The sequence below is a fragment of the Arcanobacterium sp. (ex Cirak et al. 2026) genome (assembly GCF_053585065.1).
On record NZ_JBQJCE010000008.1, the window covers coordinates 38,691 to 64,202 of the forward strand.

The 25,512-nt window shown below is 53.9% G+C and carries 22 protein-coding genes; 11 read left to right on the plus strand and 11 right to left on the minus strand.

All coding sequences use genetic code 11. The features are described from left to right. Positions 1–28 precede the first annotated feature (28 nt). Complete coding sequence (gene wecC / locus ACTOVJ_RS05385) at positions 29–1,279, minus strand: UDP-N-acetyl-D-mannosamine dehydrogenase (RefSeq protein WP_449502994.1); 1,251 nt, start codon at positions 1,277–1,279, stop codon at positions 29–31. Positions 1,280–1,379: 100 nt separating this feature from the next. Between wecC and wecB the strand changes: the two genes are divergently transcribed. The 7 genes from wecB to rpsT all read left to right on the plus strand — a co-directional run bounded on the left by wecB (position 1,380) and on the right by rpsT (position 7,815). Next, positions 1,380–2,561 carry a non-hydrolyzing UDP-N-acetylglucosamine 2-epimerase gene (wecB, locus tag ACTOVJ_RS05390; RefSeq protein WP_449504172.1) on the plus strand — a complete coding sequence of 394 codons (1,182 nt, stop codon included), beginning with the start codon at positions 1,380–1,382 and terminating at the stop codon, positions 2,559–2,561. Beyond that, positions 2,561–3,796: a glycosyltransferase family 4 protein gene (locus ACTOVJ_RS05395; protein ID WP_449502111.1), complete on the plus strand. Its 1,236-nt coding sequence runs from the start codon at positions 2,561–2,563 to the stop codon at positions 3,794–3,796. Before wecB ends, ACTOVJ_RS05395 begins: the two co-directional genes overlap by 1 nt. Then, on the plus strand, positions 3,786–5,456 hold the full coding sequence (locus tag ACTOVJ_RS05400; protein WP_449504173.1) for a glycosyltransferase family 4 protein: 1,671 nt from the start codon (positions 3,786–3,788) through the stop codon (positions 5,454–5,456). The genes ACTOVJ_RS05395 and ACTOVJ_RS05400 overlap by 11 nt, the downstream gene beginning before the upstream one ends. Next, positions 5,453–6,031, plus strand: a complete 579-nt coding sequence (locus tag ACTOVJ_RS05405) for a hypothetical protein (protein WP_449504174.1) — start codon at positions 5,453–5,455, stop codon at positions 6,029–6,031. The genes ACTOVJ_RS05400 and ACTOVJ_RS05405 overlap by 4 nt, the downstream gene beginning before the upstream one ends. A 45-nt stretch (positions 6,032–6,076) precedes the next feature. Continuing rightward, a complete protein-coding gene (locus tag ACTOVJ_RS05410; protein ID WP_449502108.1) occupies positions 6,077–6,589 on the plus strand; it encodes a PH domain-containing protein in 513 nt (170 codons plus the stop codon). Between the two features lie 51 nt (positions 6,590–6,640). Then, a complete protein-coding gene (locus tag ACTOVJ_RS05415) occupies positions 6,641–7,279 on the plus strand; it encodes a type II toxin-antitoxin system PemK/MazF family toxin (RefSeq protein ID WP_449504175.1) in 639 nt (212 codons plus the stop codon). A gap of 269 nt (positions 7,280–7,548) precedes the next feature. Beyond that, a complete protein-coding gene (gene rpsT, locus ACTOVJ_RS05420; RefSeq protein ID WP_449502106.1) occupies positions 7,549–7,815 on the plus strand; it encodes a 30S ribosomal protein S20 in 267 nt (88 codons plus the stop codon). Between the two features lie 102 nt (positions 7,816–7,917). On the opposite strand, the gene pntB is transcribed toward rpsT, so the two are convergent. The 5 genes from pntB to ACTOVJ_RS05445 all read right to left on the minus strand — a co-directional run bounded on the left by pntB (position 7,918) and on the right by ACTOVJ_RS05445 (position 14,376). Next, the gene (pntB, locus tag ACTOVJ_RS05425) at positions 7,918–9,363 is read right to left on the minus strand and encodes a Re/Si-specific NAD(P)(+) transhydrogenase subunit beta (protein WP_449502105.1); all 1,446 of its coding nucleotides are present in this window, start codon (positions 9,361–9,363) and stop codon (positions 7,918–7,920) included. Between the two features lie 3 nt (positions 9,364–9,366). Further along, positions 9,367–10,896, minus strand: coding sequence for a Re/Si-specific NAD(P)(+) transhydrogenase subunit alpha (locus tag ACTOVJ_RS05430; protein ID WP_449504176.1), 1,530 nt, complete (start codon positions 10,894–10,896; stop codon positions 9,367–9,369). 67 nt (positions 10,897–10,963) lie between these two features. Next, complete coding sequence (gene holA, locus ACTOVJ_RS05435) at positions 10,964–11,962, minus strand: DNA polymerase III subunit delta (protein ID WP_449502988.1); 999 nt, start codon at positions 11,960–11,962, stop codon at positions 10,964–10,966. Next, positions 11,895–13,418, minus strand: a complete 1,524-nt coding sequence (locus tag ACTOVJ_RS05440; RefSeq protein WP_449504177.1) for a ComEC/Rec2 family competence protein — start codon at positions 13,416–13,418, stop codon at positions 11,895–11,897. Before ACTOVJ_RS05440 ends, holA begins: the two co-directional genes overlap by 68 nt. Positions 13,419–13,461: 43 nt before the next feature. After that, positions 13,462–14,376, minus strand: a complete 915-nt coding sequence (locus ACTOVJ_RS05445) for a helix-hairpin-helix domain-containing protein (RefSeq protein WP_449504178.1) — start codon at positions 14,374–14,376, stop codon at positions 13,462–13,464. A 150-nt stretch (positions 14,377–14,526) separates the two neighbouring features. Here ACTOVJ_RS05445 and ACTOVJ_RS05450 point away from each other — a divergent pair, with 150 nt between their 5' ends. Continuing rightward, a complete protein-coding gene (locus ACTOVJ_RS05450; RefSeq protein ID WP_449504179.1) occupies positions 14,527–16,359 on the plus strand; it encodes a helicase HerA-like domain-containing protein in 1,833 nt (610 codons plus the stop codon). Positions 16,360–16,378: 19 nt separating this feature from the next. Here the strand turns inward: ACTOVJ_RS05450 and ACTOVJ_RS05455 are convergent, their stop codons facing one another. From ACTOVJ_RS05455 to leuS, 3 genes are all read right to left on the minus strand, one after another. Continuing rightward, positions 16,379–17,158, minus strand: coding sequence for an HAD-IIA family hydrolase (locus ACTOVJ_RS05455; RefSeq protein ID WP_449502099.1), 780 nt, complete (start codon positions 17,156–17,158; stop codon positions 16,379–16,381). Between the two features lie 117 nt (positions 17,159–17,275). Further along, positions 17,276–18,250, minus strand: a complete 975-nt coding sequence (locus ACTOVJ_RS05460) for an aldose 1-epimerase (protein ID WP_449502098.1) — start codon at positions 18,248–18,250, stop codon at positions 17,276–17,278. 101 nt (positions 18,251–18,351) lie between these two features. Continuing rightward, positions 18,352–21,216 carry a leucine--tRNA ligase gene (gene leuS / locus ACTOVJ_RS05465; RefSeq protein WP_449504180.1) on the minus strand — a complete coding sequence of 955 codons (2,865 nt, stop codon included), beginning with the start codon at positions 21,214–21,216 and terminating at the stop codon, positions 18,352–18,354. A gap of 72 nt (positions 21,217–21,288) precedes the next feature. Between leuS and ACTOVJ_RS05470 the strand changes: the two genes are divergently transcribed. Next, complete coding sequence (locus ACTOVJ_RS05470; protein WP_449502096.1) at positions 21,289–21,714, plus strand: HIT family protein; 426 nt, start codon at positions 21,289–21,291, stop codon at positions 21,712–21,714. A gap of 107 nt (positions 21,715–21,821) precedes the next feature. Here ACTOVJ_RS05470 and ACTOVJ_RS05475 read toward each other — a convergent pair whose 3' ends face one another. Continuing rightward, a complete protein-coding gene (locus ACTOVJ_RS05475) occupies positions 21,822–22,526 on the minus strand; it encodes a vitamin K epoxide reductase family protein (protein ID WP_449504181.1) in 705 nt (234 codons plus the stop codon). A gap of 1 nt (position 22,527) precedes the next feature. Continuing rightward, a complete protein-coding gene (locus ACTOVJ_RS05480; RefSeq protein ID WP_449504182.1) occupies positions 22,528–23,283 on the minus strand; it encodes an HAD hydrolase family protein in 756 nt (251 codons plus the stop codon). Between the two features lie 101 nt (positions 23,284–23,384). Between ACTOVJ_RS05480 and ACTOVJ_RS05485 the strand changes: the two genes are divergently transcribed. After that, a complete protein-coding gene (locus ACTOVJ_RS05485; protein ID WP_449502093.1) occupies positions 23,385–24,650 on the plus strand; it encodes an AI-2E family transporter in 1,266 nt (421 codons plus the stop codon). A 53-nt stretch (positions 24,651–24,703) separates the two neighbouring features. Continuing rightward, positions 24,704–25,414 carry a purine-nucleoside phosphorylase gene (locus ACTOVJ_RS05490; protein WP_449504183.1) on the plus strand — a complete coding sequence of 237 codons (711 nt, stop codon included), beginning with the start codon at positions 24,704–24,706 and terminating at the stop codon, positions 25,412–25,414. Positions 25,415–25,512: the final 98 nt, after the last annotated feature.

The window sequence follows — 25,512 nt, forward strand, 5'->3', positions numbered from 1 at the left end:
CGAGCTCCTCACCAACCTGTGGTATCAATTAGCGCCACAAACCAGTAGTGTCGATCACTGACACTGAGTCCGGAATAGAGCCCTTGAGCTCCTTGAATTGATCATGTGCGACTAGTTCTACCACAACATCAGCTTGCTGCACCGCAGTATGGGCATCAACGTATTCAACGTTGCGGAAGTTTGCGATCTTTGCTGGCGCCTGCTCAACGAATGGTTCAACGATGAGAATGCGTTGATCTGGGAATTCTGTCGCCACTCGCTGTGCAATGGCCATCGCAGGAGACTCACGCAAGTCATCAATATTTGGCTTAAATGCCAGGCCGAGGAGTGCAATCGTCACAGTATCCTTTGCAGCGCGTTGCTCAGCGACAGCCTGTTCAAGCTTGCCCATCACGAAATCAGGCTTTCCGTCATTGACCAAGCGAGCCTGCTTGATCAACTTCGCTGATTCAGAGGTCGACACGATAAACCACGGATCGACTGCGATGCAATGACCACCCACACCCGGCCCAGGATTCAAGATATTAACGCGTGGATGTCGGTTAGCCAGCGAGATCAGCTCCCATACATCGATTCCCTGCTCATCAGCGATCAATGAGAGCTCATTTGCAAAAGCGATATTGACATCCCGGAAAGCGTTCTCGGTGAGTTTAGACATCTCAGCTGTTCGAGCGTCTGTTTCAAGAACTTCTCCCTCAGTGAAAGAACGGTAAACTGCTGCAGCGCGCTTCGTTGCTTCGTCGGTCATACCGCCAACAATGCGGTCATTTGCTCGCATCTCAATCATGATTCGACCTGGCAGGACACGTTCCGGCGCATGGGCGAAATGGACGACTGGCCGGCCATTCGAACCGTCAACAGAGAGATCCGGGCGAGCATCCATAATGCGCTGCGCCATACGTTCGGTAGTGCCCGGAGGGGAAGTGGACTCCAAAATCACGAGCTCATCGCCCTCAAGCTGCGGGATCAACGCATCGGTTGCAGAATCAATGGCTCCAGAATCGAGCTCATGATCCCCCTTGAACGGCGTCGGCACCGAAATAATGAAGATATTGCCCTTGGGAGTATTCTTCTGCACTTTCAGCGAGCCGTCCTCCACGACCTTCTTGAGTGCGTCTGCAAGCCCTTCCTCAACAAAAGGAAGACGCCCGGCGGAAACGTATTCAATTGTTCGGTCTGAAACATCAACACCCGTCACTTCCCAGCCACCTTCGGCTAGGACTACGGCGGTGGGCAGGCCGATATAGCCAAGCCCGATCACCACAACTTTGCGCGACATGTTCCTCTACTTCCACGAAATGTTTGTGCCGTTTGGACACTCACTGCGTATTCTACAGCGCGATACACGGTCATGAGTCCTACACTTCGCTCCTGGTAAAATGATCCCAATACTCGTTCGCAAGGAGGAACTCGTGAAGTCAATCATGGTGGTGTACGGAACTCGCCCAGAGGGAATCAAGGTTGCTCCTCTCATCAAGGCGCTCGAAGAGTCCCCCGATTTCACCCCAATTGTCGTGTCAACCGGGCAGCATCGCGAAATGCTTGACCAAGTCAACAAGCTCTTCGGTATCACCCCCGACGTCGATCTCGAAATTTTCGAACCCGGCCAATCACTCAATTCCATGGCCGCTAAGATTTTTTCGGGTCTCGATCCAATTCTTGAACGGTATTCGCCTTCAGCTCTTCTTGTTCAAGGTGACACCTCGACTGTCACTTGCGCAGCCCTTGCCGCCTTTTACCGTGAGATTCCCGTGATTCACCTTGAAGCTGGATTGCGTAGCGGGAACCTGTTCTCCCCCTTCCCTGAAGAAGGTAACCGAAAAGTCGTCTCTCAAATCGCTTCGTTACACCTTGCTCCCACTGAGGAATCGACAAACAATCTTCTTCATGACGGCGTCCATATCGATGACATCGCAATCACTGGCAATACGGTCATCGACGCTCTCTTCCATACGGTTGATCAGGACATCACTTTCTCTGATCCCGCTCTTGCACAGGCCATCGCTAGCGGACGCCGGCTTTTACTCGTCACCTCGCATCGTCGGGAAAACATTGGCCAGCCGATGCGCAATATTGCACAGGCTTTGGCTGAACTCGCCCAGAAATACCCCGAAGATCTCATTATTTTCCCACTTCACCGCAATCCCCGGGTGCGCGAGCTTATCGTCCCTCATATCAAGTCAGCCCCCAATGTCGTCTTACTTGATCCGCTCGACTACCCGCAGTTCACACACGTCATCAAGGCAACTCACATCGTATTAACCGATTCGGGCGGTGTCCAAGAAGAAGCTCCGTCGCTTGGTAAACCTGTACTGGTGCTGCGTGAGAATACGGAACGCCCTGAAGCGGTCAAAGCTGGAACAGTGCGCCTCATCGGCACAGACACGAAACGAATTGTCGAAGAAGTGTCCCGGCTCAAGGATGACCCCCACGCGTATGCAGCAATGGCAAATGCCGTCAACCCGTATGGTGACGGCGCTGCAGCGCAACGGTGTGTTGCAGCAATCGCCGCTCTCCTGGGGATTGGCGAGCGACTGCCTGATTTTAGTTCGGAGGCTTGATGCACGTCTTATTCGTGGCTCAGCAATGGGAACCTGAGAAAGGTGTTCCGCAACGCCGTGGAAAATGGATGGTTAATCAACTCACCGCTGCCGGACATACAGTGTCCATCGTCGCACCTCCTCCGCACTATCCTTCGGGGACACTCCTGTCCACACTCCCCCACGATCAGTCAGGAGCGATCACGCGACTCGGTCAGCGCCACGTTCTCTACCGCAGTCAGTTTCACCCGCACACACACTCGATTCCATCACGGATAATCGATCAGGCCACGGTCTCACTGACCTCGATTCGCACAGCTTTGCAGGCAGCACATCATCGCCGCCCCGACGTCGTTCTTGCGACTGCGCCCCCGTTGCCGGCAGCGTTTACCGCCCGCACAGTAGCACAGATTCTTAGAGTTCCTTTTGTTCTTGATCTTCGCGATGCGTGGCCTGAATTGGTTGATTTTGTCTCTGACGCCGACGGCGAGAAAACCTCATTCGCTCAGCGCGCCTTTGACCGACTCATTCGACTCGGTGGCCGAAGCTTTGCACACACTCTTGACCACGCTGACCTGATCCTGACCACGTCACGCTGGCACGAACGCGAGCTTCGTGAGCGTGGTCTGAATGCACGAGCCCTGACCAACTTGCTTCTACTTGATCTTGCGTCAGAAACTGCACTATCTGCGCCTGAACCACACAATGAATTACGTGTTCTCTACACCGGCACCATCGGGCGTGCTCAAGGGCTGGAGAATGCGCTTGATGCACTAGAACTCGCGCGTCGCTCTGGATGCGATGTGCGCCTTCGTCTTGTGGGGGACGGCGCGCATCTCACACGCCTTCAGGATCGCGCAACTGACAGCGTTGAATTCACGGGTCGGGTGGATCGTCGCGATATTCCGTTGCACCTTGCCTGGGCAGACACAGTGCTAGTTCATCTCAAGGATTGGCCTCCCTTAGCGACAACGATCCCCTCAAAACTTTTTGAAGCCATCAACTCGGGCAGGTTCGTGAGCGCTGCACTCAACGGCGAAGGTGCGCAGTTGCTGGCTCGCTCCGGCGTCGGTGCCGCTGTCGAAGCCATGAACCCGCAAAAACTCGCAGAACTCTGGTGTGATCTTGCGCGGCAGCCTCAACGCCATCTCAGCGTCGGTGATGCTGGCCATCAGTTCCTTATAAATGAACTTGCCAACGAAAACCCCTCGCGTACATTCGTCACATCGCTCGAGGAGGCAGCTCGTGCCCGTTAATCTATCGCTCACCGTTCACGCCATTTCCACGATGCTCACCGCTGATCCAGCATTCTTCGCACTCCAAGCAAGTCGAAAAATGCCCCGGAAGCTCCGGCAAGCGCTGGCCACAGCAGCTGGCGCAACCTCGATCCCGTATCTTGAACAGGCCGGGGCATTTCTTGCAGATCGCCCGACAGACCTCGACATCCCCGGTCCTTTTGTCTCTGCGATGAGAATTGCTCAAGGAAAGCCGCCATTGGAAGGCGCCACTGCCACACAATACGCGCGTTATCTCAGGTCGATCGGTGAGCTATCCAAAGCAATTGAGTTACTCAAACCGTCAAGCAAACTCCGTCGTCGGTATGAAAGTGAAAAACGTCTACTCACTGAACCGCTTACCGTCGACGTTCCATTAATGTCTCCCCCCACCCACGACTCGCTCGATGTCCTTCACGTGCTCGTCTCGTCCGCTCCGTACACCAATTCAGGCTATACCGTGCGTACAAGCGCCATTATGAAGGGCCAGCAAGAAATGGGGCTTCGGGTTGCTGGCGTGACACGTGTGGGATATCCAGCGGTTATTGGAAACATCACTGCCCCACACTATAGTGACGTCGACGGAGTGCGCTACTGGCGAATCCAGCCGAACTCCTACCCGAGCGATCCCTACGAGTTAGCCCAGCTTCACGCCCATTACCTCGCTCGCCTTGTTGCAAAGTTACGCCCGCGCACTCTCCACGCCACAACTGATTACACCAACGGTGTGGTGACACGTGCAGTTGCGCAAGCCTTCGGGATTCCATGGATCTATGAAATGCGTGGTCAGCGGGAGAAATCCTGGGTTGCTGCTCTGCCACCTGATGCCCAAGGACCAGCTTCTGAGTCAGAACTCTTTGAATTGATTCAGCGTAAAGAGGCTGAGCTTGCCCGCTCTGCCAGCGCGGTTGTCGTGCTGTCACACGTTCAGTTCGACGATCTTGTCTCACGTGGTGTGCCTGCTGAGAAAATCACGATCATCCCCAATGCTTACACGCCAGCGGACACACACACGCTTTCCCCACGCCAAGCGCGTGACGAACTTAGTCTTCCTCAGGCATTCACCGTTGGAACATTAACCTCAATTGTTGACTATGAAGGCCTCGACACCTTGGTTCGTGCAATCGGAATTTTGCGGCGTGAAGGGCGCAACGTCCGTGGGGTGATTGTTGGCGACGGAGTGGCTCGCGCTTCTCTCCAAGCACTACGTGATGAGCTTGGTTTGGAAGACGCAATCACAATGCCTGGCAGAGTGGAGCGGGAAAATTCTCATACGTGGTATCAAACGCTTGATCTCTTCGCTGTGCCTCGCAAACAGACCCTTGTGGCACAGACGATCACTCCGATCAAGCCAGTGGAGGCGATGTCTAACGGGACACCTGTGGTTATCTCTGATCTTGCCCCACTACGAGAAATGGTCACCGACGTTGGAGCTGGTCTGGCCTTCCCCCCGGGTGACTCTCAGGCAATGGCACAGGCCATTCGATCCCTCATGGACTCGCCCGATGTTTATCATCGTGCTTCGCTGGCAGCGCGCGCAGAAGCTCAACGCCGCACTTGGCCAGCAAATACCGCGCGCTATGGGAAAATTTATCGCCAACTCATTGGCAACTCCCAAGATTCTTACGGAGGCAACACATGATTCAGCCCGGTTCAATGTCAATCATTTTGCCGTTACTCGAACGGCTCGGACGCGGCGCCGGCCGGTTACTCGTCGGTGTCGCAGTGTCCCTGGATCTTCTTCTCGTATTAGCTAGCTGGAAAGTCGCGCATCTGAGCGAAGGTACTTGGCTGCCATTGATTGTCGCTCTCATCCTGGCGGTACCAATCGCTATTTTTGCGTGGAGGAGGCACCGCCTCGCAGTCGGGGTGGAAGCAACCCGTGAGCGGCTCGTTTTTCACACCCCGACGTCGGCACCGAGCGCTACTGAGGTCATCGTTCGCGCTACGGCGGATACCACCGAAGAACAGCGCAAACGGAGTATTACGCAGGAACGTGCGCAGAGAGCAATGAGAGAGTCAGCCAAACGCCGCGACACGTATTGGCCTCGCATTGAATCTGCTCAGCGCGCCGCGATTGCTATGGCCGGGGGCGTCGAAAATGCGCCGTATCTCAAAGATGACGTGCGTGTGACACTGATCAGCCTCATCGCTACGGTGGCCTCGATTCCACTCAGCGTCGTTTTTCTCATCACCGCGCTTTTCCTCATTCTGTAGATTTCTCAAATTCCGCAAACCTGGCGCGCGTGGCACCATAGACCTATGGCATTTCCGCAGAAACTTCTTGGACGCGATGAACGCGTCATCCGACACATGCATGAGCATGCAAAAGCGCTCGCCGGGAATATCGTCGTTGGGATTATCATCGTGGTCTTATGCACGCTTGGTGTGGTTTTCCTCCCAGATTCCTTGTGGCCATGGGGTGCTCTCGCTGCGGGGATCACTGCACTGATTCTTCTCGCAGTCTTTGTCGGTTTTCCTCTTCTCCAATGGCTCAACGCCACATACACCATCACCGACCGGAGAGTCATCACTCGAAACGGAATTCTGATTAAAACAGGCCATGATATCCCGCTATCTCGAATTTCTAATGTCTCATATGAGCGCGATTTGGTGGATCGTCTTTTCGGTTGCGGCACGCTCGTTCTCGAAACCTCAGCCGGGAACCCGCTTTTCCTCACTGATGTGCCCGAAGTAGAGAAGGTCAATCTTGAGCTAACCGAGCTACTCTTTGGCGGTGCAGTCTCAGCCGCCGACATCGATCCCGATGACTGATCCTTTTCACATGACCCACACCACATAAGGGGAAGGAACACAGGTAGAGATATGGCGTTTATGGATATCTTTTCCTCCGTTCTTCGTAGCGTTGGCCGTTCCGTCATTCGCACGGCTACACGCGATCTCGAACGCAGGCTCACGAACAATCAACCACGATCAAAACGTGGGCGGCCGACGTCGTCGTCATCCACGACTCCGCATACACCTCCTTCGATCTGGGGTGACGGAACAACACAGACACGTGCTCAATTCCCCGGCCCCAATGATCCCGCACGCGTGTATGACATCGCGACACTTGGGCTCCCTGCCTTTTCTTATGCTCCCGTTCACAATGATGCCCCGGATCCCGGCGAAGTGGTGTGGACATGGATTCCCTATGAAGAAAATGACGGACGAGGTAAAGATCGTCCGGTGCTTGTAGTCGCCCAAGAGGAACATCACGTATTCGTCGCTCAATTAACCTCAAAAGACCACGATATCGATGCTGACCAGGAGGCTCGCTGGGGCAGGCACTGGATGGATATCGGCGTCGGCGATTGGGACCCACAAGGCAGACCAAGCGAGGTGCGGTTGGATCGGTTACTTGTGGTTCATGAAAATGCTGTGCGCCGGGAAGGTGGAAAGCTTCAACGCGACATTTTCGACTCCGTGATTGCGCGATTGCGGTCGGTTTCTGGTCACAAATGATTAGCGCCAACAATATTGGGTCATCGATGACACTCAAATATGACGCTGCGTGACGCGCTACACGGCACGTTTACCCGCGTTTCTTCCCAAAGAACAAGGCTCACTGGTAGTGTTGTCTCTTGGACTTTGAGCTCGGTCGGGTGAAAAGTTCGGCCTCGATTCTTTCCACGGGTGTCCCCACGCCCGGCAGTCCGGATCAGGCAAGCCCTCAACGACCATGTCAGTTTCGTGCGTGCAAGCGCACGTACGAGAAGTGAAAGAGTTATTAAGTGGCAAACATTAAGTCGCAGAAGAAGCGTATCAAGACCAACGAGAAGCGCCGCGTGCGCAACCAGGGCTACAAGTCCGAGCTGCGTACCCTCGTCCGCAAGACCCGCGAAGCAATCGCTGCCGGCGATGCTGAGAAGGCTACCGATGAGCTGAAGGTTGCTTCACGCAAGCTTGATAAGGCTGTCTCGAAGGGCATCATTCACAAGAACCAGGCTGCCAACCGCAAGTCGAAACTTGCAAAGCAGGTTGCCAAGCTCGGCAAGTGATGCACTCACACTGACGTATTGAGGGCCGGATCGAAAGATCCGGCCCTCAATCTTTATCTTCGTACACGGACGAATCCCTTTCTAGGGAAGCCGCCGTTATTTTTAGAGTGCGGCGTTAATCCGCTCAACTGAATCTTTCGCATCACCGAGCATCATTTGCGTGTTTTCCTTGAAGAAAAGGGGGTTTTGCACTCCGGCATAGCCGGCATTTCCCATGGAGCGTTTTGAGACAATGACTTTCTTTGCTTCCCATACCTTGAGCACCGGCATTCCAGCAATCGGAGAACCAGGTTCTTCCGCTGCAGGGTTCACTGTATCGTTGGCACCGATAACGAGAACAACATCAACATCTGGGAAGTCATCATTGATCTCATCCATCTCGAGAACGATGTCATACGGTACTTTCGCCTCAGCGAGAAGGACATTCATGTGTCCCGGAAGGCGCCCAGCAACAGGGTGGATTCCAAATGTTACGTCAACGCCCAGTGCACGGAGCTTTTCGGTCAGCGTTGCCACCGGATACTGCGCCTGTGCCACAGCCATTCCATAACCAGGAGTAATCACCACTCGTTTGGCATCCTTGAGAAGATCAGCGACTTCCTCCGGGGAAATTTCCGAATGCGAACCGTAATCCTTTGTTTCACCAGTGACGCCGCCGTCGGAGCCAAAACCGCCCAGAATCACAGACAGGAATGAGCGATTCATCGCTTTGCACATGATGTAACTCAGGTACGCACCTGATGAACCAACGAGCGCACCAGTGATGATCAACAGATCGTTACCGAGCGTGAATCCTGCCATTGCTGCTGCCCAGCCTGAATAAGAGTTCAGCATAGAGACGACCACTGGCATGTCGCCGCCACCGATCGCCGCCACCAGGTGTGCGCCAAGTGCAAGAGACACAAGAGTCAGAGCGATGAGCGGAATCATTCCCGTGCCGACACTGCGCGTATAAGCAAACCAGATAATGAGGAGCACTGAAACAACGATTGCTCCAAGATTCAGCCAGTTACGTCCAGGAAGCGTAAGCGGAGCGCCTTTCATTTTTGCGCTGAGTTTGAGGTACGCGATAATTGACCCAGTGAATGTCACAGCGCCTATGAAGACAGCCAGACCCACTTCGCCCATGTGAAAAGCGTTCTCTGGTGAATCAGTTCCAGGCTGAAGGATAAACGAATTGTACCCAACCAGCACTGCGGCGAAACCAACAAAGGAATGCAACAGTGCGATAAGTTCGGGCATTCCTGTCATCTCAACTTTGCGAGCCCTGTCAATTCCCACGACTGCGCCCGCAGCGATCGCAAGAATCAGGAGAACGAAGACGAGGGACAGGTGTGCCTCTCCAGCAAATTCACCTGCCGCCGTGAGAACGAGAATGACCGTCGCAATGAGTGCGGCAGCCATTCCAGCAATACCGAAGCGGTTTCCACGCTCAGCAGTGGTTTGCTTCGACAGTCCGGCCAACGCAAGGATGAAAAGCAAAGCTGCAACGATGTACGCCAGAGTTTGCAGTGACACCACTGCTGCGAGAATAGTAACTGTGGTCATTTTCTAGCTCCTCCGGAACATCTTGAGCATACGTTCGGTCACCGCAAAGCCACCGAAGACGTTAATGGATGCCACTGCGACTGCGATGGTTGCGAGGATCTGGACGGCGAGATTATCCGAACCGATCTGAAGAATTGCACCGACGACAATAATCCCTGAGATCGCATTCGTCACCGACATGAGTGGGGTGTGAAGCGAATGCGTGACATTCGTGATCACATAGAAACCCACGACGACAGCTAAAGTAAACACCATGAAATGAGAGGCAATCGCTGCCGGCGCAGCGTAGATGATCGCTGCAAGAATGAGTGCCGGAATCACTGTCCACCCATAGCGTTTCATCCCACTTTGTGGCTCAGGTTCAGCAACTGGTGCGGTATCTTGAGCGATTTTTTCCGCCGGAGCAACAGAAACCTTAACAGGTGGAGGTGGGAAGTAGACATCTCCCTCGACAGTCACTGCCATCTGGCGAACAATGTCGTCATTGAGATCGAGATTCAACACACCATCTTTTTGCGGGGTAGTGAGCTTGAAAAAGTTCACGATATTTTGCCCATATAGTTGTGAGGCTTGTGCAGGAAGACGACCAGCAAGATCCGAATATCCAATGATCGTCACACCGTTTGGAGTAACAGTGGATTCGCCAGATTGTGTCAGCGTGACATTGCCGCCATTAGCAGCGGCCATGTCAACAATGACCGAACCAGGCTTCATTGCAGCGACCACCGCATCATCGAGCAAGATTGGAGAGGTTCTCCCTGGGATATTCGCAGTAGTGATCACGATGTCTGCCTGGGCTGCCTGCTCAGCGTAGAGTTTATTTGCTACCCGTGCTTGATCCTGGGTCATTTCCTTGGCATAGCCATCGTCACTCTTTTGACCAGCGACGGGGATGGGGACGAATGTTCCTCCCATCGATTCAACTTGTTCAGCAGTTTCGTCACGAACGTCAGTGGCAAATACCTGCGCTCCCATCGAATGTGCAGTCCCAATCGCAGCAAGACCGGCAACGCCAGCGCCGATGACATAAACGTTCGCTGGTGGCATTTTTCCAGCAGCTGTGACCTGACCTGCAAACAAACGACCGTAGGCATTAGCCGCCTCAATCACAGCACGATAGCCGGCAAGATTCGCCATCGATGACAGCACGTCCATTGACTGCGCACGAGAAATACGTGGAACCATGTCCATCGACAATCCCGTCAGACCACGAGAGCTGAGTGCTTCAATCGTGTGTTCATTGCGCTTCGGCGCAAGCCTCGAGATGAGGGTGGCTCCTCGCACCATCAGATTGAGTTCTTCTTCAGGCGGGGTGTCGAGAGCGACAACGATGTCACTCTTCCACACTTCGTCTCGAGACGTCACAGTTGCCCCCGCGTCCTGATACTGCTGGTCTGGGTAGGATGCCCGTTCCCCTGCACCACTTTCGACGACGACCTCGTAGCCGAGTTTGATGAGTTTTTCTGCAGTATCGGGCGTGGCAGCAACCAAGGTCTCGTCACCACGAGACTCATTCGGTACTCCAATACGCACCTTATCTCCTTTTCGTTTCTTTCCGTGTTCTTGTATCAGAACATGTCACACACTGCCATTTTAGGACTTACGTCACTCTATGTCCCGAGTTTAGGTGACCAGTTGAGATTCCCTTGCGCACCTGGCCAATTCGGATAATCGCACGTTCAAGGGCAAAACTCGCATCACGTGATCCGCCCTTGACCTCGGCATCCGCTGCCGCTACTAGTTCAATCGCACGGCCGATTCCTACAGCGCTCCAATTTCGTACACTGCGCTTGGCTCGATCCATCTGCCATGGTGCCATCTGAACTTTGACTCCAAGCGTCGAGGATCGTGAACCGAGTACCTGCGCCATCTGGCGCAAAGAAAACGCAAGCGCTGACACAATGGCAACAGGCGATGTACCCGTTGCCATTGCATGTCTGGCGAGTTCCACTGCCCGAGCAGTCTGTCCTGCAACAAGGGCATCAGCAACATTGAATCCCGTCGCCTCAAGTCTCCCTGCGAAATAGGTATGGACGTGGTGCTCCTCAATCCTGCCTTGTACATCAGCAAGAAGTTGTGACACCGCGGCAAGTAACTCCCGCACATCAGATCCCAGTGCGTCAACCAACGCGCCGACGGCGTCCGCTGACATCTGCCGTCTGTGCGCTCGAACCACATCCCCGACGGCGGTCGCCTTATCTGCCGCGGTTTTGACTTTCGGCACTGTGATCGTTGGCACGCCCTGTGACGAGAGAATCTCTAATATCTTCTTCCCACGCGCACCGCCGTTGTGACGTAGTAGCACAACGACGTCTGCTTCTGGAGAATCAAGATAAGTGGAAAGGTCCTCCTGCAAATGTGTATCAAGACTTTCGAGCGCAGGAACATAAAGACATTTAGGCTCACTAAAAAGCGAGGGACTGGCCAAGGCTAGGAATTCGCCTGGCTGATATGTTGCAGCATCGAGACGGACAAATTCAGTATGAGGATTGCACTCACGAAGCTGTTTCCTTAAGAGCTCCCAAGCTCGATCAGCAAAAACCGGTTCTTCTGATTTCATCAGGATGACCGGCGCTGGTTGTATCTCGTTCCACTGCATGTTCCCCATTATTCCACGAGGGTATGACACTTTTTCGCTCGCAGTCATCAGTGCTCTCCTCAGTATGCGCCTGGCACGCTTGTCGGTGGCGAGAAAATGCCATAAGAATACCTAAAACTCCTGCATGAGTTGCCATGGCCACAAAAATTGGGACTTTACTTAAGGGAAAGTCCGTAAAAATCTCAGTAACGACCAAAATCCATCGAGTACACAGCTGTGCACCCCAGACAAGTAGTCCTCCACACCATGCTAAACCTGGGATCGACAGCAATACTGCCCCCGCTAATCCAGCGATCGTGAGTGGTGCAACAACAGGAGCAACGACAATGTTTGCAAGTGTTCCCCAGATACTCACTTCATTTTGTAACAGTGCAATGACAGGAGCTGTAGCCAGACCAGCAACCATCGGGATCGCAATCATCTCACCAAGAGGGTGCGGGAAGAAAGAAAGTGCCATGCTGATATGCCGTCCAACAGTGACAATGGCTGCTGTTGCGAGCACCGACAGAACAAACCCGAAGGAACTTGCTAATTCAGGATCGAACATGCTCACACCGATCACCGTCACACACAGAAGTGGAAACGCCGTTACTGGTCGGCGGCAAGCGAACCCCACACATACCCCAAGTCCCATCCAGAAAGCCCGCAGTACCGAAGAATCCGGGCCAACAAGGAGCAAAAGCGCCAGTACACCCCCGAATGTGCTGAATGCCGTGAGCCACCGATTTCGCACTCCAATCAGCGAAACAATTGCACCGATCACTAACGAAACGTGCGCGCCGGACACAGCAGTAAGATGTGAGAGAGATAAGCCACGCATATGATCTTTGATCCCGCGATCTAGCTGAGAATCATCTCCAACGACAACACCACATAACAATGCTGCCACATCTGGCTGAGCATACTCGAGATGGTTTCTTAGTCCGTTGCGCATGGTGGCGGCAGCCGAGAGAAAAATGTTCAGTGGCATACGTCCCTCCACTGTGCCACGCAATGCGACGTTTGCATCACCACGAGATGAAACCGACAGTTTTCCTCGAACAATGAGATGTTCCCCGAGAGTAACAGGCTCCTGTGTTGTGACATCTACCAGTAGATGCGTTGTACTCCCCTGCCCACGATATTCCACTGCCTGTGCGCGTCCAAGGAAACGAGTGTGTTCACCTTGACGTGAGGGGTGGGAAACAACCGACATGACCACACGGGCATAGTGTCCAGCCTGCGCGTCTAATTCGAGTGAATCAGTGTGGTGGCTATATGTCGTCATTGCGCCCGTGACACTCACACAGATCAAAGCCACCGAGCAGACTCGTATTGTGGCTGTGAACGGAGTAGTCCAGATGAGTGTTGCCAGCCATACAATCAGGCCGCCAATCATCCACCACACTGACTGCAACTGGGCCAACGCCCCGCACCACACGACGAGAGTAGGCGGGCCAAGACGTAAATCTGTCATCCCCTCACTCCACGCGTCTATCACTCGCTATCACAAAAAATGATTACGACACACGTACATGAGGCCGTAATTTTTCAAGTGTTTTCGCCCCAATACCGCCGACTTCACGCAACTGATCCACTGACGAAAATGACCCGATGCTCGATCGATACTCAATAATTGCTGAGGCAGTTACCGGCCCAATTCCAGGAACTGCTTCGAGATCACTCGCGCTGGCGGTATTGAGGTTGACACTGCCTCTGGAATCTCCGGTTTCTGTCTTTTTCATGTGCTGCTCACCTGCTACGTTGTCCCCAGACTGCACTTTTTGGACACTCTCTCCGACAGCTGCTACATGAACATGGGCAGAATCAGCAAGTTTTTCCGCTAGATTCAGCGCATTCGGATCCGCGTCTTTCCCAAAACCTCCTGCAGCACGTACAGCATCATCGACCCGAGCGCCAGGGTCGAGGCGGACAACACCGGGTTTTTTCACTGCACCAGAGACATAAACAACTATCTGAGAGACGTGTTTTTCTTGTTGGCTGGGTGTCCCAGAGGGCATCGCAACTGGCGTCCCAGAGGGCATCGCAACTGGCGTCACCGAAGACATTGCGCTGTGAGGCTGTGCAGAGGGAAATTCGATTGCTTGACCTGGCCGATTCCACACAAGAATGACACAGACGACGAGTGCACTGACGACAAGCGTCAGAGAGATAAGACGCGCATTAGCCGCATCCCACCACAAACGTCGACGTGGCGGTGGAGTACTCAGTGCTCCGACGTCGTTACCAAGACCAGCGCTAAGTGCAACACGTGCGAACGTCGTCGCCCTCTCCGCTCCAAGCTGTTCTTCCGTGGCCTGTGTGCTCAGTTTCTCGGGCACAGTAGGATCAGCGTGAGCGTGCGCATGATGTTCACTGGGATGCTGTGGCACACGCTTTATTCCACGCATCGCCCGCGGCGGTGGTATGTCCATAGCGCAAGTATGAAAGGACACCCACGTCACCGTCACACGTGTACGGGATCTTGTGGAAAGTGAATGACAGAACAATCTCTGTGGAAAGCTTTTGCCTCAACGAACGCAAAATTGCACCACGATTTTGCCAATCGAACGTATGATATCCCCATGAACGAAGCCGAAATTAAGCGCCTTCAAGCTGAGGCACTCGAAGCACACGCACAGGCGGCAGCTGCTAAGGCAGCAGCGGCACAAGCACAGCTCGAAGCCGCCCTCGCGGCGACAGAGCAAAACTCTGCTCCAGCAAGTGAGGATACGACTGCTTCTGACACGCCATTACTTCACTCACAGCCAGTAGCTACCCCCACATCTGAAGTAGTAAGTGAATATGCAGCGAAAGTAGCCCAAGGCTACTCCTATGAGGGGTTGACTTTCACCCTCGGTTCCTACATGGACAATGGCATGCCACAACCATCAGTCCCGGTGAGACTCCCCCTTGGTATGCTCAACCGTCACGGTCTTATCGCCGGCGCTACAGGTACCGGAAAGACCCGTACACTCCAACTTTTCGCCGAATCACTGTCAAATGCCGGTGTTCCCGTATTCATCACCGACATCAAGGGAGACCTCACCGGACTCCTTGAGCCTGGTTCGTCAAGTGACAAACTCCTGGCACGTACATCGGCAAATGGCCAATCATGGGTACCTCAACCCTTCCCCACAGAACTCTTCACACTCGGTGGGAATGGTAACGGCACACCAATTCGCACAACTGTCACCGATTTCGGCCCCATCTTGCTATCAAAAGTTCTTAGTCTCAACGGTACGCAAGAATCTGCACTCTCGTTGATTTTCCATTGGGCGGATCAAAATCAACTCGCTCTCATCGACCTCGGCGACCTTCGCGATGTTGTCAAGTTCCTGACATCCGACGATGGAAAAACAGAACTGTCCAGCATCGGCGGAGTTGCATCTTCAACCGCCGGGGTTATTTTGCGCAAGATCGCTACTCTCCAAGCGCAAGGCGCCGATTCATTCTTCGGGGAACCGGCTTTCGATGTCAACGATTTTCTCCGCATCAGCACCGATGGCAGAGGAGTCATTTCCTCGCTTGAGCTACCCGATGTCAGTTCACAACCTGCATTATTCTCAACGTTCACGATGTGGCTCCTTGCCGAACTCTTTCAAGTCCTTCCAGAGGTCGGAGATCGTGAGAAGCCGACACTAGTTTTCTTCTTCGATGAGGCACATCTGCTTTTCACTGGTGCTTCAAAGGAATTCCTGGCACAGGTGATCCAAACTGTCCGTTTGATTCGATCCAAGGGCGTAGGAATTTTCTTCGTAACGCAAACACCGAAGGATATTCCTGCAGACGTTCTCGCTCAGCTCGGCGCCAAAGTGCAGCACGCACTTCGCGCACACACGCCTCAAGATGCGGCGGCACTGAAAGAGACCGTCAAAACCTTTCCGATCACTGCCGAGCTCAATCTTGAATTGCTCTTACCGTCCCTTGGCACAGGCGAGGCAATTGTGACAGTCCTCGATCCTCAAGGACATCCATCACCAGTCGCGCCGACGAAGATCTGGGCTCCCGCGTCGGTCATGGGAGCCGCGTCAACGACGGCGATCAACAACGCGATTACTACCTCACCAACTCTGCCGAAATATAAAGACGCAGTGAACCCGGAATCCGCAACAGAACTCCTCGCTGCACGCATCGAAGCTCAAGCCCAACAGAAAGCTGATAAAGAAGCTGCGCAAAAGGCACAAGCGCACGCAGCAAAGGAAACTGAACGCCGAATCAAAGAACTCGAACGGCAGGCCGAAACGGACCGAAAAGCTGCTCAAAAGGCTGCTGAACGCGAAGCCCGTGAAGCGCAGAAAGAAACTGAGCGCTCCGAGCGTCGTCGCGCATCGATTCTGGATTCGATCATCACCACTGCTGGCCGAACGCTCACACGTGAAATCACGCGGTCACTGTTCGGCACACGTCGGCGTTAATCGGTAGTCAACTCAAGAATTACGCTCGGATGAGCTGGGCAATGTCCGCAATCGAGTCATGCACAAATTCTGGACGGAAGGGGTAGAGTTCGATGTCCTCTTCTTGAGTTGAACCTGTCAGCACCAAGTGCGTCTGTAGACCAGCTTCCATCCCTGCCTGAATATCAGTGTCCATTCGGTCTCCCACTATTGCCGTATGCTCCGAATGAGCAGAGATCATATTCAGGCCATGACGTAGCATCACTGGGTTTGGCTTACCCACATAGTAGGGATTCTTGCCGGTGGCACGCGTGATCATCGCTGCCACAGCGCCAGTGGCAGGAATTTTTCCTTCACCCGACGGACCAGACGGATCCGGATTCGTTGCGATAAAACGTGCACCAGCGTCAATCAACCGGATCGCCTTGGTAATCGCCTCGAAAGAATAGGTGCGGGTTTCGCCTAAGACAACGAAATCAGGATTTTGATCGGTCATGACAAAACCTTGTTCATAAAGGGCAGTGGTCAGACCCGCCTCTCCCACCACAAATGCTCGGCGTGAGTCCGACTGGCTTGCCAGGAAGTGTGCGGTCGCCATCGCTGACGTCCAGATATGTTCCTCAGGAACATTCAAACCTGAAGTCTCAAGGCGCGCGGAGAGATCACGCGGCGTAAAAATCGAGTTATTTGTTAAAACGAGATAAGGGATGTCTTTGTCCTGCAATGCGCTAAGAAATTCATGTGCCCCAGGAAGCGCGTTACCCTCATGGATCAACACGCCATCCATGTCTGTCAGCCAACTATCAATACGTCGATTCATGTCTCAAACGTATCACTTGCATATTCCTGAAACAGAAATATCGCTCATGGTAAAAATCTCCAGTAATCAATGGACGGTGACACCCTGCAGGGTGTCACCGTCCATTCGACCAAAATATTAGCGAGCTCGATACGTCAAAGTAGCTGTCATATAGCGAGTGTGCCCCGGTTTGACAGCCAGGGATGGTGCAGAATCGTAACGATTAAAAGAATCTGCATGATGTGAAATCGGTGCCAGACACAATGACTTACGCGCATCACGATCCAGTCGATCACCAGAATCGACATAGACAACCGGCGCCTCTGCAGGCTCCTGCGTGAGCGTGATCTCCGCTGCCGACGATGGGTTGAGAATTGACGTTCGCACCACGCCAGCGTCGTTCGGAACAAGACCACGATAATACGTAGCAAAGGACTTCGTGCCGATGTAATCGATCACCACTGGCGCTTTCACACCCGAATAAGCAGCTTCCCCTTGAAGCGGAACTGCGTGAGAATCAGTCAGAATCTTGGTTCGCGCAGGAATCTCAACCGACAGATTCTTAATCGAGTTTGCCCCAGGCATCGAGAGGTAGGGTGACCAGCCCAATGCGAGTGGAGCAGTCATCTCAGAACGATTTGTCGCCGCGAGCGTCACCGACAGATGCTCGACGTCGTCCGCGCCAGAATCGAGTGAGAACGTCACACTGATCTCAAACGGCCATGGGTAAACCTCAGAGCCGTCGAACGAATAGGACAACGTGAGCGTGGAATCGGCATTGCGCATGAAGAAAGGTGCATCTTTTACCAGCCCAAGGAAGCCTTCTGGAACCGAGCCAACATTGTATTCAACGCCGTTCGCGGTGTAGGAATCACCTTCCATGTATCCCATCCACGGAGCGAGTACCGCGCTACGGCCACCAACGCCCTCACGAAGTTCCTTGGCATCTGCGTAACCCGAGATCACGTGTGCACCTGGAGTAGGCTCCCACGAAATGACGGTCGCGCCGAGCTCCGCGACAAGCGCAGTGGCCCCTGATGTTGATGTCAGACGCCACGCTGGCAGTCCGTCAAACTCGGTTTTCTCCACGGTGGTGCTTGCAACCTGAGCCATATCACTCGCCTTCCCTCAATGTTTCCCAACAGTCTACAACGTCACAGTCACAATCTCCGAACGGGTCGCAGCATTCGCATGCGACCCGTTCGGAGAATCCATCACGGAACAATATTGACAATCTTTGGTGCTCGAACAATGACCTTGCGCGGCTCACCGTCAAGGAACTTTTGTACCTTTGGCGACGCTAGTGCAAGTGCTTCGAGCTCCTCAGCAGAAATGTCTGCACGCACTTCAGCACGATCGCGAACCTTACCCTTCACCTGGAAGACCGCCGTCACTTGGTCATCCACGAGCAAGGACGGATCCTCCACCCGTGGGAAGCTGACACGTGCAATTGTTTCAGAGTGCCCCAGTCGGCTCCATAGTTCTTCTGCGATATGCGGCGCGATCGGTGAGGTCATCTTCACGATGGCTTCAGCAGCCTCACGCGGAACTGCGGTTCCGGTCAGGAAATTATTGAGCTCAATCAGCTTCGCAATAGCGGTGTTGACACGCATGTTCTCATATTCACCACGCACAAAATCGATCGTGCGCGCCACCTGCTGAGCCATGTCATGAGGCATCGGCTCGTCCGTCACCACCAACTCGCCGGTTTCTTCGTCGACGATGTTGCGCCATAGACGCTGCAAGAAACGCTGAGCACCCACCACCGCACGGGTATCCCACGGCCGGTCGACGTCGAGAGGTCCCATCGCCATTTCATAGACGCGGAAAGTGTCGGCGCCATACTCATCGGCCATGTAATCCGGAGTAACAATATTCTTCAGGCTCTTGCCCATCTTGCCGTACTCGCGATTCACCTTCTCGCCCTTGTACTCCCAGGTGACTTCTCCTGAGCCATCCGAGGCAGGCACCTCGACAACGTCCTCAGCAGGGACATACGCGCCGCGCGAATCAGTGTAGGCATATGCCTGCACATATCCTTGGTTGAAGAGCTTATGGAATGGCTCCGACGAGGACACGTAGCCGAGATCAAAGAGAACCTTTTGCCAGAAACGGGCGTAGAGCAGGTGCAACACAGCATGTTCCACACCACCCACGTAAAGATCAGCGCCGCCAGAGACCTTGCCGTCACGAGGCCCCATCCAGTACGCCTCGTTTTCGGGTGCAACGAACTCATCGTCGTCGTGCGGGTCGATATAGCGAATCTCGTACCAACACGATCCAGCCCAGTTCGGCATAGTGTTGGTGTCGCGCGTGTAGTGTTTGACACCATCGCCAAGATCAAGCTCAACGTTCACCCAATCTGTCAAACGACCCAACGGAGGCTCCGGGCTAGATTCAGCGTCGTTAGGATCGTAGGATCGCGGAGAATAATCAGGAGTATCGGGAAGTTTAACAGGCAACATCGACTCCGGCAGTGCATGCACATTGCCTTCGTCGTCATAAACAACGGGGAATGGTTCGCCCCAGTAGCGCTGACGGGAAAAAAGCCAGTCGCGCAAGCGATATGAAATTGCTTCCTCGCCTGCCCCAGTGCTCTCCAGCCACTCAACCATCGTTGCCTTGCCCGCAGCTTTATCAAGACCATTGAGGCTCAGCGTGTTATTCGCTGAATTCACAATCTGACCGTCACCTGTGTATGCCTGATCTTCTGGGAAATCTGCGGGAGCCTCAATGGTTCGCACAATATCTAGATCAAACTTCATTGCAAAAGCGAAATCACGTTCATCGTGAGCGGGCACAGCCATGATTGCACCGGTGCCATATCCCATCATCACGTAATCCCCCGCGAACACTGGAACATCGGCACCGGTTACAGGATTAGTCGCGAAGATGCCAGTGAACACACCAGTCTTTTCCTTTTCTGCGTCAGCGCGATCCATATCTGATTTACGCGACGCAGCAATCTGGTACTCATGCACTGCACTGCGCGGATCTGATGCTCCACCAGTCCAGGCTTCACGAGTGCCCTGCGGCCACGCCGCTGGAAGATTGTCCTGATCGAGCATCGGATGCTCAGGCGACACCACCATAAACGTGGCACCAAAAAGAGTATCCGGACGGGTCGTGAAAACGGTGAGCGTCTCGTCGCCGCCTTCGTGATGCGCAATGAAACGCACCTGCGCTCCGTGCGACTTTCCAATCCAGTTACGCTGCATGGCACGGACTTTCTCCGGCCAATCAACAGTGTCCAGATCCTCTGCCAGACGGTCGGCGTACGCGGTAATACGCATCATCCACTGCGATAGCTCACGCTTAAAAACGGGGAAGTTTCCACGCTCAGAACGCCCGTCAGCGGTCACTTCTTCGTTTGCCAACACCGTGCCCAGACCTGGCGCCCAGTTCACGGGAGCGTTCTCAATATAGGCTAGGCGACGTGAGTCCACAGCCTCACGCCGCTCAGACTCGCTCATTTCCTCCCACGTAGCACCCGACGGCGTGGGGATGGAACCGTCGCGGTAACCTGCGATCAGCTCACTAATGGGACGGGCACGACCAACGGTTCCCTCAGCGCGACCGGGCGCGTCAGCGTCGTACCAAGAGTTAAAAATCTGAAGGAAGATCCACTGAGTCCACTTAATGAATTCGACGTCGGTGGTTGCCAACGAGCGACGTTGCTCGTGACTCAGACCGAGACGACGAAGCTGACGCCTCATGTTGGCGATATTCTCGTCTGTCGTCACACGTGGGTGCTGCCCTGTTTCCACAGCGTATTGCTCGGCAGGAAGGCCGAACGCATCATAGCCCATGGTGTATAAAACGTTCTTGCCGAGCATACGTTGGTACCGAGCGACAGTGTCTGTGGCGATGTAACCCAAGGGGTGTCCGACATGCAGTCCTTTTCCAGAGGGGAAAGGGAACATATCAAGGAGGAAGAATGCCTCGTTATCCGTTGGCCCCGCAAGCGCGCCAACCGGATTGGGGGCGTTAAACGTTCCTTCAGTTTCCCAAGTATTCTGCCACTTAGCCTCGATCTCGTTAGCGAGTGCGGCCGTGTAGCGATAGCGGAATTCGCTCATGACTCTCCTTGAATAAAAATGGTTCAACCAATGGTAACGCACAGAGTCCACAAGCCGGCGTAGACTAAGGACATGCCAAGCGTATTTACAAAGATTATTCGTGGAGAGATCCCCGGTCAGTTTGTCTGGAAAGATGCGGTGTGCGTAGCTTTCGCAACGATCGAACCAGTTCGCCCTGGACACGTCATGGTGATTCCACGCCAGGAAGTGGCCAATTACACGCAGCTTGACCCCGCAATCTTTGCCCACATGATGAACGTTGTGCAGATTATCGGCCGTGCCCAAGAAGATGCCTTCGAGGTTGAGCGGACAATCGTTCAGATCCTCGGTTTCGATGTGCCGCATACTCATGTGCACGTCATTCCAGGTGCCGACTCCGGGGCAGCGAAATTTGAAAATGCTGCTCCAGCGAGCCCCGAGGATATTGCTTCGTCGATGAAGAAGTTGCGCGACGCGCTCACTCGTGCCGGGCACGGTGACTTCGTCCCTCAGCCCTAATTCGTCCCGATACCGGCTGCCCCGGTTTGACAACGGCGTAAGACCGGGGCAGTCATAATATATCTGACAGATCTGTGGTGAACGTCAGGAGTGTTATCACTGACCCCTCATATGAGGAGGCTCCACTGATCCCAAAACCACACGAGAGCGAAGACGATGATCAGCGTCCATATAGCGATCGTGATCCGCCAGCGGTTTCGAGTAAGCGCTCGACCGGGGGCAACACCTGCGCTCCCCCAATGCCCAGCATATAAAGAGGTACTAGCCACTGTTAGCCACAGCGGAATCGTGGCGAACCATGTCACCACACAGTAGGGACATAATGCCCCTTCTTTGAAGAAGGACATATAAGCGAACCAACATACCCACACAATACCTGCGCTAGCCCCTAGACTCAGCGCCCGCCACAGCACCGGTGCCAACCGTGATCCAGTCAGGAGCACTAATCCAATTGCCACCATGCCACTAAAAAATGCGAATCCCAGAACAGAATTCGAGATTCCAAAAAACACTTCGTTTTGCCACTGTCCGATCCACTTCGAGCACCCCACCAGCGGATTCAGATCACAAGCGAGGGAGGCGTTCGGATGAGTCAATTTCTCCTTTTCACTCATGATCAGCCCCAGGGAAGCTGTGAATCCGACAAGCGACGTGACCAACATCGTGATCGCCGAGCCGAGCCGGGCACCTCCGAGCTGTTCATGCTCACTTGCAGATCCGTAGTAGCGCCCATTAACGGCATCGAGTCGTGCCTCAAGAGCAGTCAGTTCATCATCACTCATGTCCTCGCGGTACTCGAGATCGTCAGCCATCTCACTTTTCCTCTCGTAGTGCGACGAATCGTTCGACGAAATCAGCAGTATCTTCCCAACCCCGCACAGCGTGTGTCTCGATGCCCAGACGTGTCACCGGGTAATCATTTCCACCTTTATCAAGACGATCACCAATGAAAAGCATCTGCTCGAAAGGGATACCTGTTTGCTTCGCAAGTTCCTCAATTCCGTAGGCTTTATCGATACCTTGAGCAGTGATATCGACCGAGGTCGATCCTCCTGAGCGGACTTCCAATTCAGGAAGAAGTGCGGCGACGGCGGAGCGAAGACTTTCTTTCTTCTCTCCCGTTGGGTCCCACGCTTTTTTTGCTTCAAGGGGTGCTTGCTGTCCCAGAGCTGAAAAAGTGATTTGAGATCCGCGGTCCTCAAGAATCTCTCCCCACGTCGACTCTTCCCATAGACCTAGGCGCTGAGCCTGCGTGCGGAGAACATCGAGCGCTCGTATGCGTAATGGTTCAGACAGATCTCGCACATAGACCGGAACCCACTTCCCCGCGTTACGTCGCATATACCGAGTGCCACACGTCGGCATCAGATGAAGGCGGGAGAGTTGTTCTTCGGTGGCATCAAGATTGGCCAGGAGCTGGTGACGAAACTGGTCAAAAGTTCCACCCGAAATAACACAAATATCAACATGATCAAGCAAACGTGCCAGAGCATTTCCCATTCGCTGCGGTAACGGAGATTTCGAAGGCGCAAGCGTGTCGTCAAGATCGAACGCGATAAGGGAAGTCATGGTTACCTTTCATCCAAGCTATTCGCAGATATCATTCCACTTTTACCCGGGTCGCCGCTAGTGTTGGTTCTAGATTCAATCACAACAGAAAGACGTATTTTATGCTCAACTCTCCCTCATCGTCCCCGAAAGTCCCAGTAGCACTGGAAAGGAGTGCCGCGTGGTCGTGGCGCCTGATTGTCACCACAGTCGCGTTCCTGGCAACCGGATGGGTTCTGCTACAGCTCTCTTCGCTAGTGGTCTCACTGATGGTCTCGCTCCTTTTGGCGGTGATCCTTGAACCGGTCGCTTCTTTTTTGCGTAACCGTTGGCATTGGCCACGTGCGCTTGCCGCAACGACGGCGCTCTTCGGATTGATCATCATCGTCTCGTTGCTTTTCGTCGGTGCGGGAACCTCCATCTTCCAAGGATTCTCAGATCTCTCTGAACAGATCACCCAAGGCATCAATTCTGTTGTCGGCTGGTTACACGGCCAGTTCCCGCAATTTGATAAGGAAATTTCAGGCGCTTGGGAGCAAATCCAGGGATATGCAAGGAATAATTCCTCTGTCATCGCAGGTGGCGTCGCTTCCGTCGGCTCAAGTCTTATTAGTCTCGCCACCGGTGTGATCCTCGTACTCTTCACACTCTTTTTCTTCCTCAAAGATGGCCGACGGATGTGGCATTGGGTAGTGCGCCTCTTCCCCGAAGCGAATCGAACCAGTGTCAACGAATCGGGAATTCGCGCCTGGATCACCATTGCATCGTATGTGCGGATCCAAGCGATTGTTGCCGCAGTTGATGCTCTCGGCATCGCGCTTGTGGCCTTCATTTTGAAGACGCCGCTCACTCTTTCCTTCCCCATCGGTGTCCTCGTCTTCCTTTTTGCGTTTATTCCGATTGTGGGAGCATTCATTTCGGGTTTCGTTGCCACGATGGTTGTCTTGGTCAACACAGGAAGCCCGTGGATGGCTCTGGCGATGTTCATCGGAGTTCTTATTGTTCAGCAGGTGGAAGGTAATATCCTTCAACCAGTTCTTCAGGGGAACGCCTTGAACATGCATCCGCTCGCCATCGTCATGGTGGTCGCTGGCGGCTCAGCTGTATTCGGCATCTACGGCGCCCTCTTCTCAGTACCGATCGCTGCGGCAATCAACACCGTAGCCCTGTATTTACGCGGTCACGATATCTACCCCTATCTCACCCAAGACGAGAACCGCCCGGGCGGTCCGTTCAAACCATTCGACTATTACGCATCACGATATTGGGAAGATTTTGCACAGAACGTGGCACAGACAAAACCTCCTAAGTCTCGCTATGTCACAGGCGAATCGGGTACTGATGAATCGATCAAGCGCGATGAAGAAGACACGGCTTCAGCCGAATAAGATTGTTACAATAGAACGCCGTCATGCGGCGAGATTAATCAAAGGAGATAAACATGTCCACACCCCACATCGCAGCTGAGCCAGGAGATTTCGCCCCCGCCGTCTTGCTCCCTGGCGATCCTAAGCGCGCTGAGCGCATGGCCAAACAGCTGATGCCAGATGCGAAGCTCGTCACTGACGTTCGCGGTATCCTCGGATTCACCGGCGAGGTCAACGGCCAGCCGCTGTCAATCATGGGAACCGGAATGGGGCAGCCCTCACTATCTATCTATGTCAACGAACTGTTCATGCACTACGGCGTGGAACGCGCAATTCGCGTGGGCACATGTGGTGGACTCTCGCTCGATGTGAACGTTGGTGATGTCGTCGTCGCAATGGGCGCGCATTACGAAGGCGTCCTCAACACCTATCTCACACCGGGTATCCACTACTCTGCAGTGGCCGACTATGACCTCGTGCGTGCGGCTGTGGAAGCTGCAGAAGGAGAAGACGGGATTCATGTCGGCACTGTGGCATCACGTGACCGTTTCTACGGAGTACCGAAGGAAGAAAACGAAGCACTAGCAGAAGTGGGATGCTTGGGCGCCGAGATGGAAGCTGGCGCACTTTACGGGTTGGCCGCGAAGTACGGACGCAAGGCACTTGCCGTTCTGACCGTCTCCGACCACATCCTCAAGGGGACCGATCGTGACTACACGGCTGCCGAGCGTGAGGAACTGTTCCAGCGCGCTCTGAAGCTCGCCGTGGCTGCGGCTCATTCGTAATTTTGGCGTAGACCATATAAAGCGTGGGGGCGTACGTTTCTTTTGGGAGCGTACGCCCCTGCTGATTTTGTCTCTCAATATTCACCCGATTGTTCATG

Bases quoted from the DNA above. Each gene is read 5' to 3' on its own strand.
- ACTOVJ_RS05455 (WP_449502099.1), bottom strand. From the start codon at position 17,158: ATGAATCGACGTATTGATAGTTGGCTGACAGACATGGATGGCGTGTTG.
- ACTOVJ_RS05415 (WP_449504175.1), top strand. From the start codon at position 6,641: ATGGCGTTTATGGATATCTTTTCCTCCGTTCTTCGTAGCGTTGGCCGT.
- ACTOVJ_RS05490 (WP_449504183.1), top strand. From the start codon at position 24,704: ATGTCCACACCCCACATCGCAGCTGAGCCAGGAGATTTCGCCCCCGCC.
- ACTOVJ_RS05410 (WP_449502108.1), top strand. From the start codon at position 6,077: ATGGCATTTCCGCAGAAACTTCTTGGACGCGATGAACGCGTCATCCGA.
- ACTOVJ_RS05395 (WP_449502111.1), top strand. From the start codon at position 2,561: ATGCACGTCTTATTCGTGGCTCAGCAATGGGAACCTGAGAAAGGTGTT.
- ACTOVJ_RS05405 (WP_449504174.1), top strand. From the start codon at position 5,453: ATGATTCAGCCCGGTTCAATGTCAATCATTTTGCCGTTACTCGAACGG.
- ACTOVJ_RS05450 (WP_449504179.1), top strand. From the start codon at position 14,527: ATGAACGAAGCCGAAATTAAGCGCCTTCAAGCTGAGGCACTCGAAGCA.
- ACTOVJ_RS05440 (WP_449504177.1), bottom strand. From the start codon at position 13,418: ATGACAGATTTACGTCTTGGCCCGCCTACTCTCGTCGTGTGGTGCGGG.
- ACTOVJ_RS05485 (WP_449502093.1), top strand. From the start codon at position 23,385: ATGCTCAACTCTCCCTCATCGTCCCCGAAAGTCCCAGTAGCACTGGAA.
- holA (WP_449502988.1), bottom strand. From the start codon at position 11,962: ATGCAGTGGAACGAGATACAACCAGCGCCGGTCATCCTGATGAAATCA.
- pntB (WP_449502105.1), bottom strand. From the start codon at position 9,363: ATGACCACAGTTACTATTCTCGCAGCAGTGGTGTCACTGCAAACTCTG.
- ACTOVJ_RS05480 (WP_449504182.1), bottom strand. From the start codon at position 23,283: ATGACTTCCCTTATCGCGTTCGATCTTGACGACACGCTTGCGCCTTCG.
- ACTOVJ_RS05475 (WP_449504181.1), bottom strand. From the start codon at position 22,526: ATGGCTGACGATCTCGAGTACCGCGAGGACATGAGTGATGATGAACTG.
- ACTOVJ_RS05460 (WP_449502098.1), bottom strand. From the start codon at position 18,250: ATGGCTCAGGTTGCAAGCACCACCGTGGAGAAAACCGAGTTTGACGGA.
- ACTOVJ_RS05445 (WP_449504178.1), bottom strand. From the start codon at position 14,376: ATGGACATACCACCGCCGCGGGCGATGCGTGGAATAAAGCGTGTGCCA.
- wecB (WP_449504172.1), top strand. From the start codon at position 1,380: ATGATCCCAATACTCGTTCGCAAGGAGGAACTCGTGAAGTCAATCATG.
- wecC (WP_449502994.1), bottom strand. From the start codon at position 1,279: ATGTCGCGCAAAGTTGTGGTGATCGGGCTTGGCTATATCGGCCTGCCC.
- leuS (WP_449504180.1), bottom strand. From the start codon at position 21,216: ATGAGCGAATTCCGCTATCGCTACACGGCCGCACTCGCTAACGAGATC.
- ACTOVJ_RS05470 (WP_449502096.1), top strand. From the start codon at position 21,289: ATGCCAAGCGTATTTACAAAGATTATTCGTGGAGAGATCCCCGGTCAG.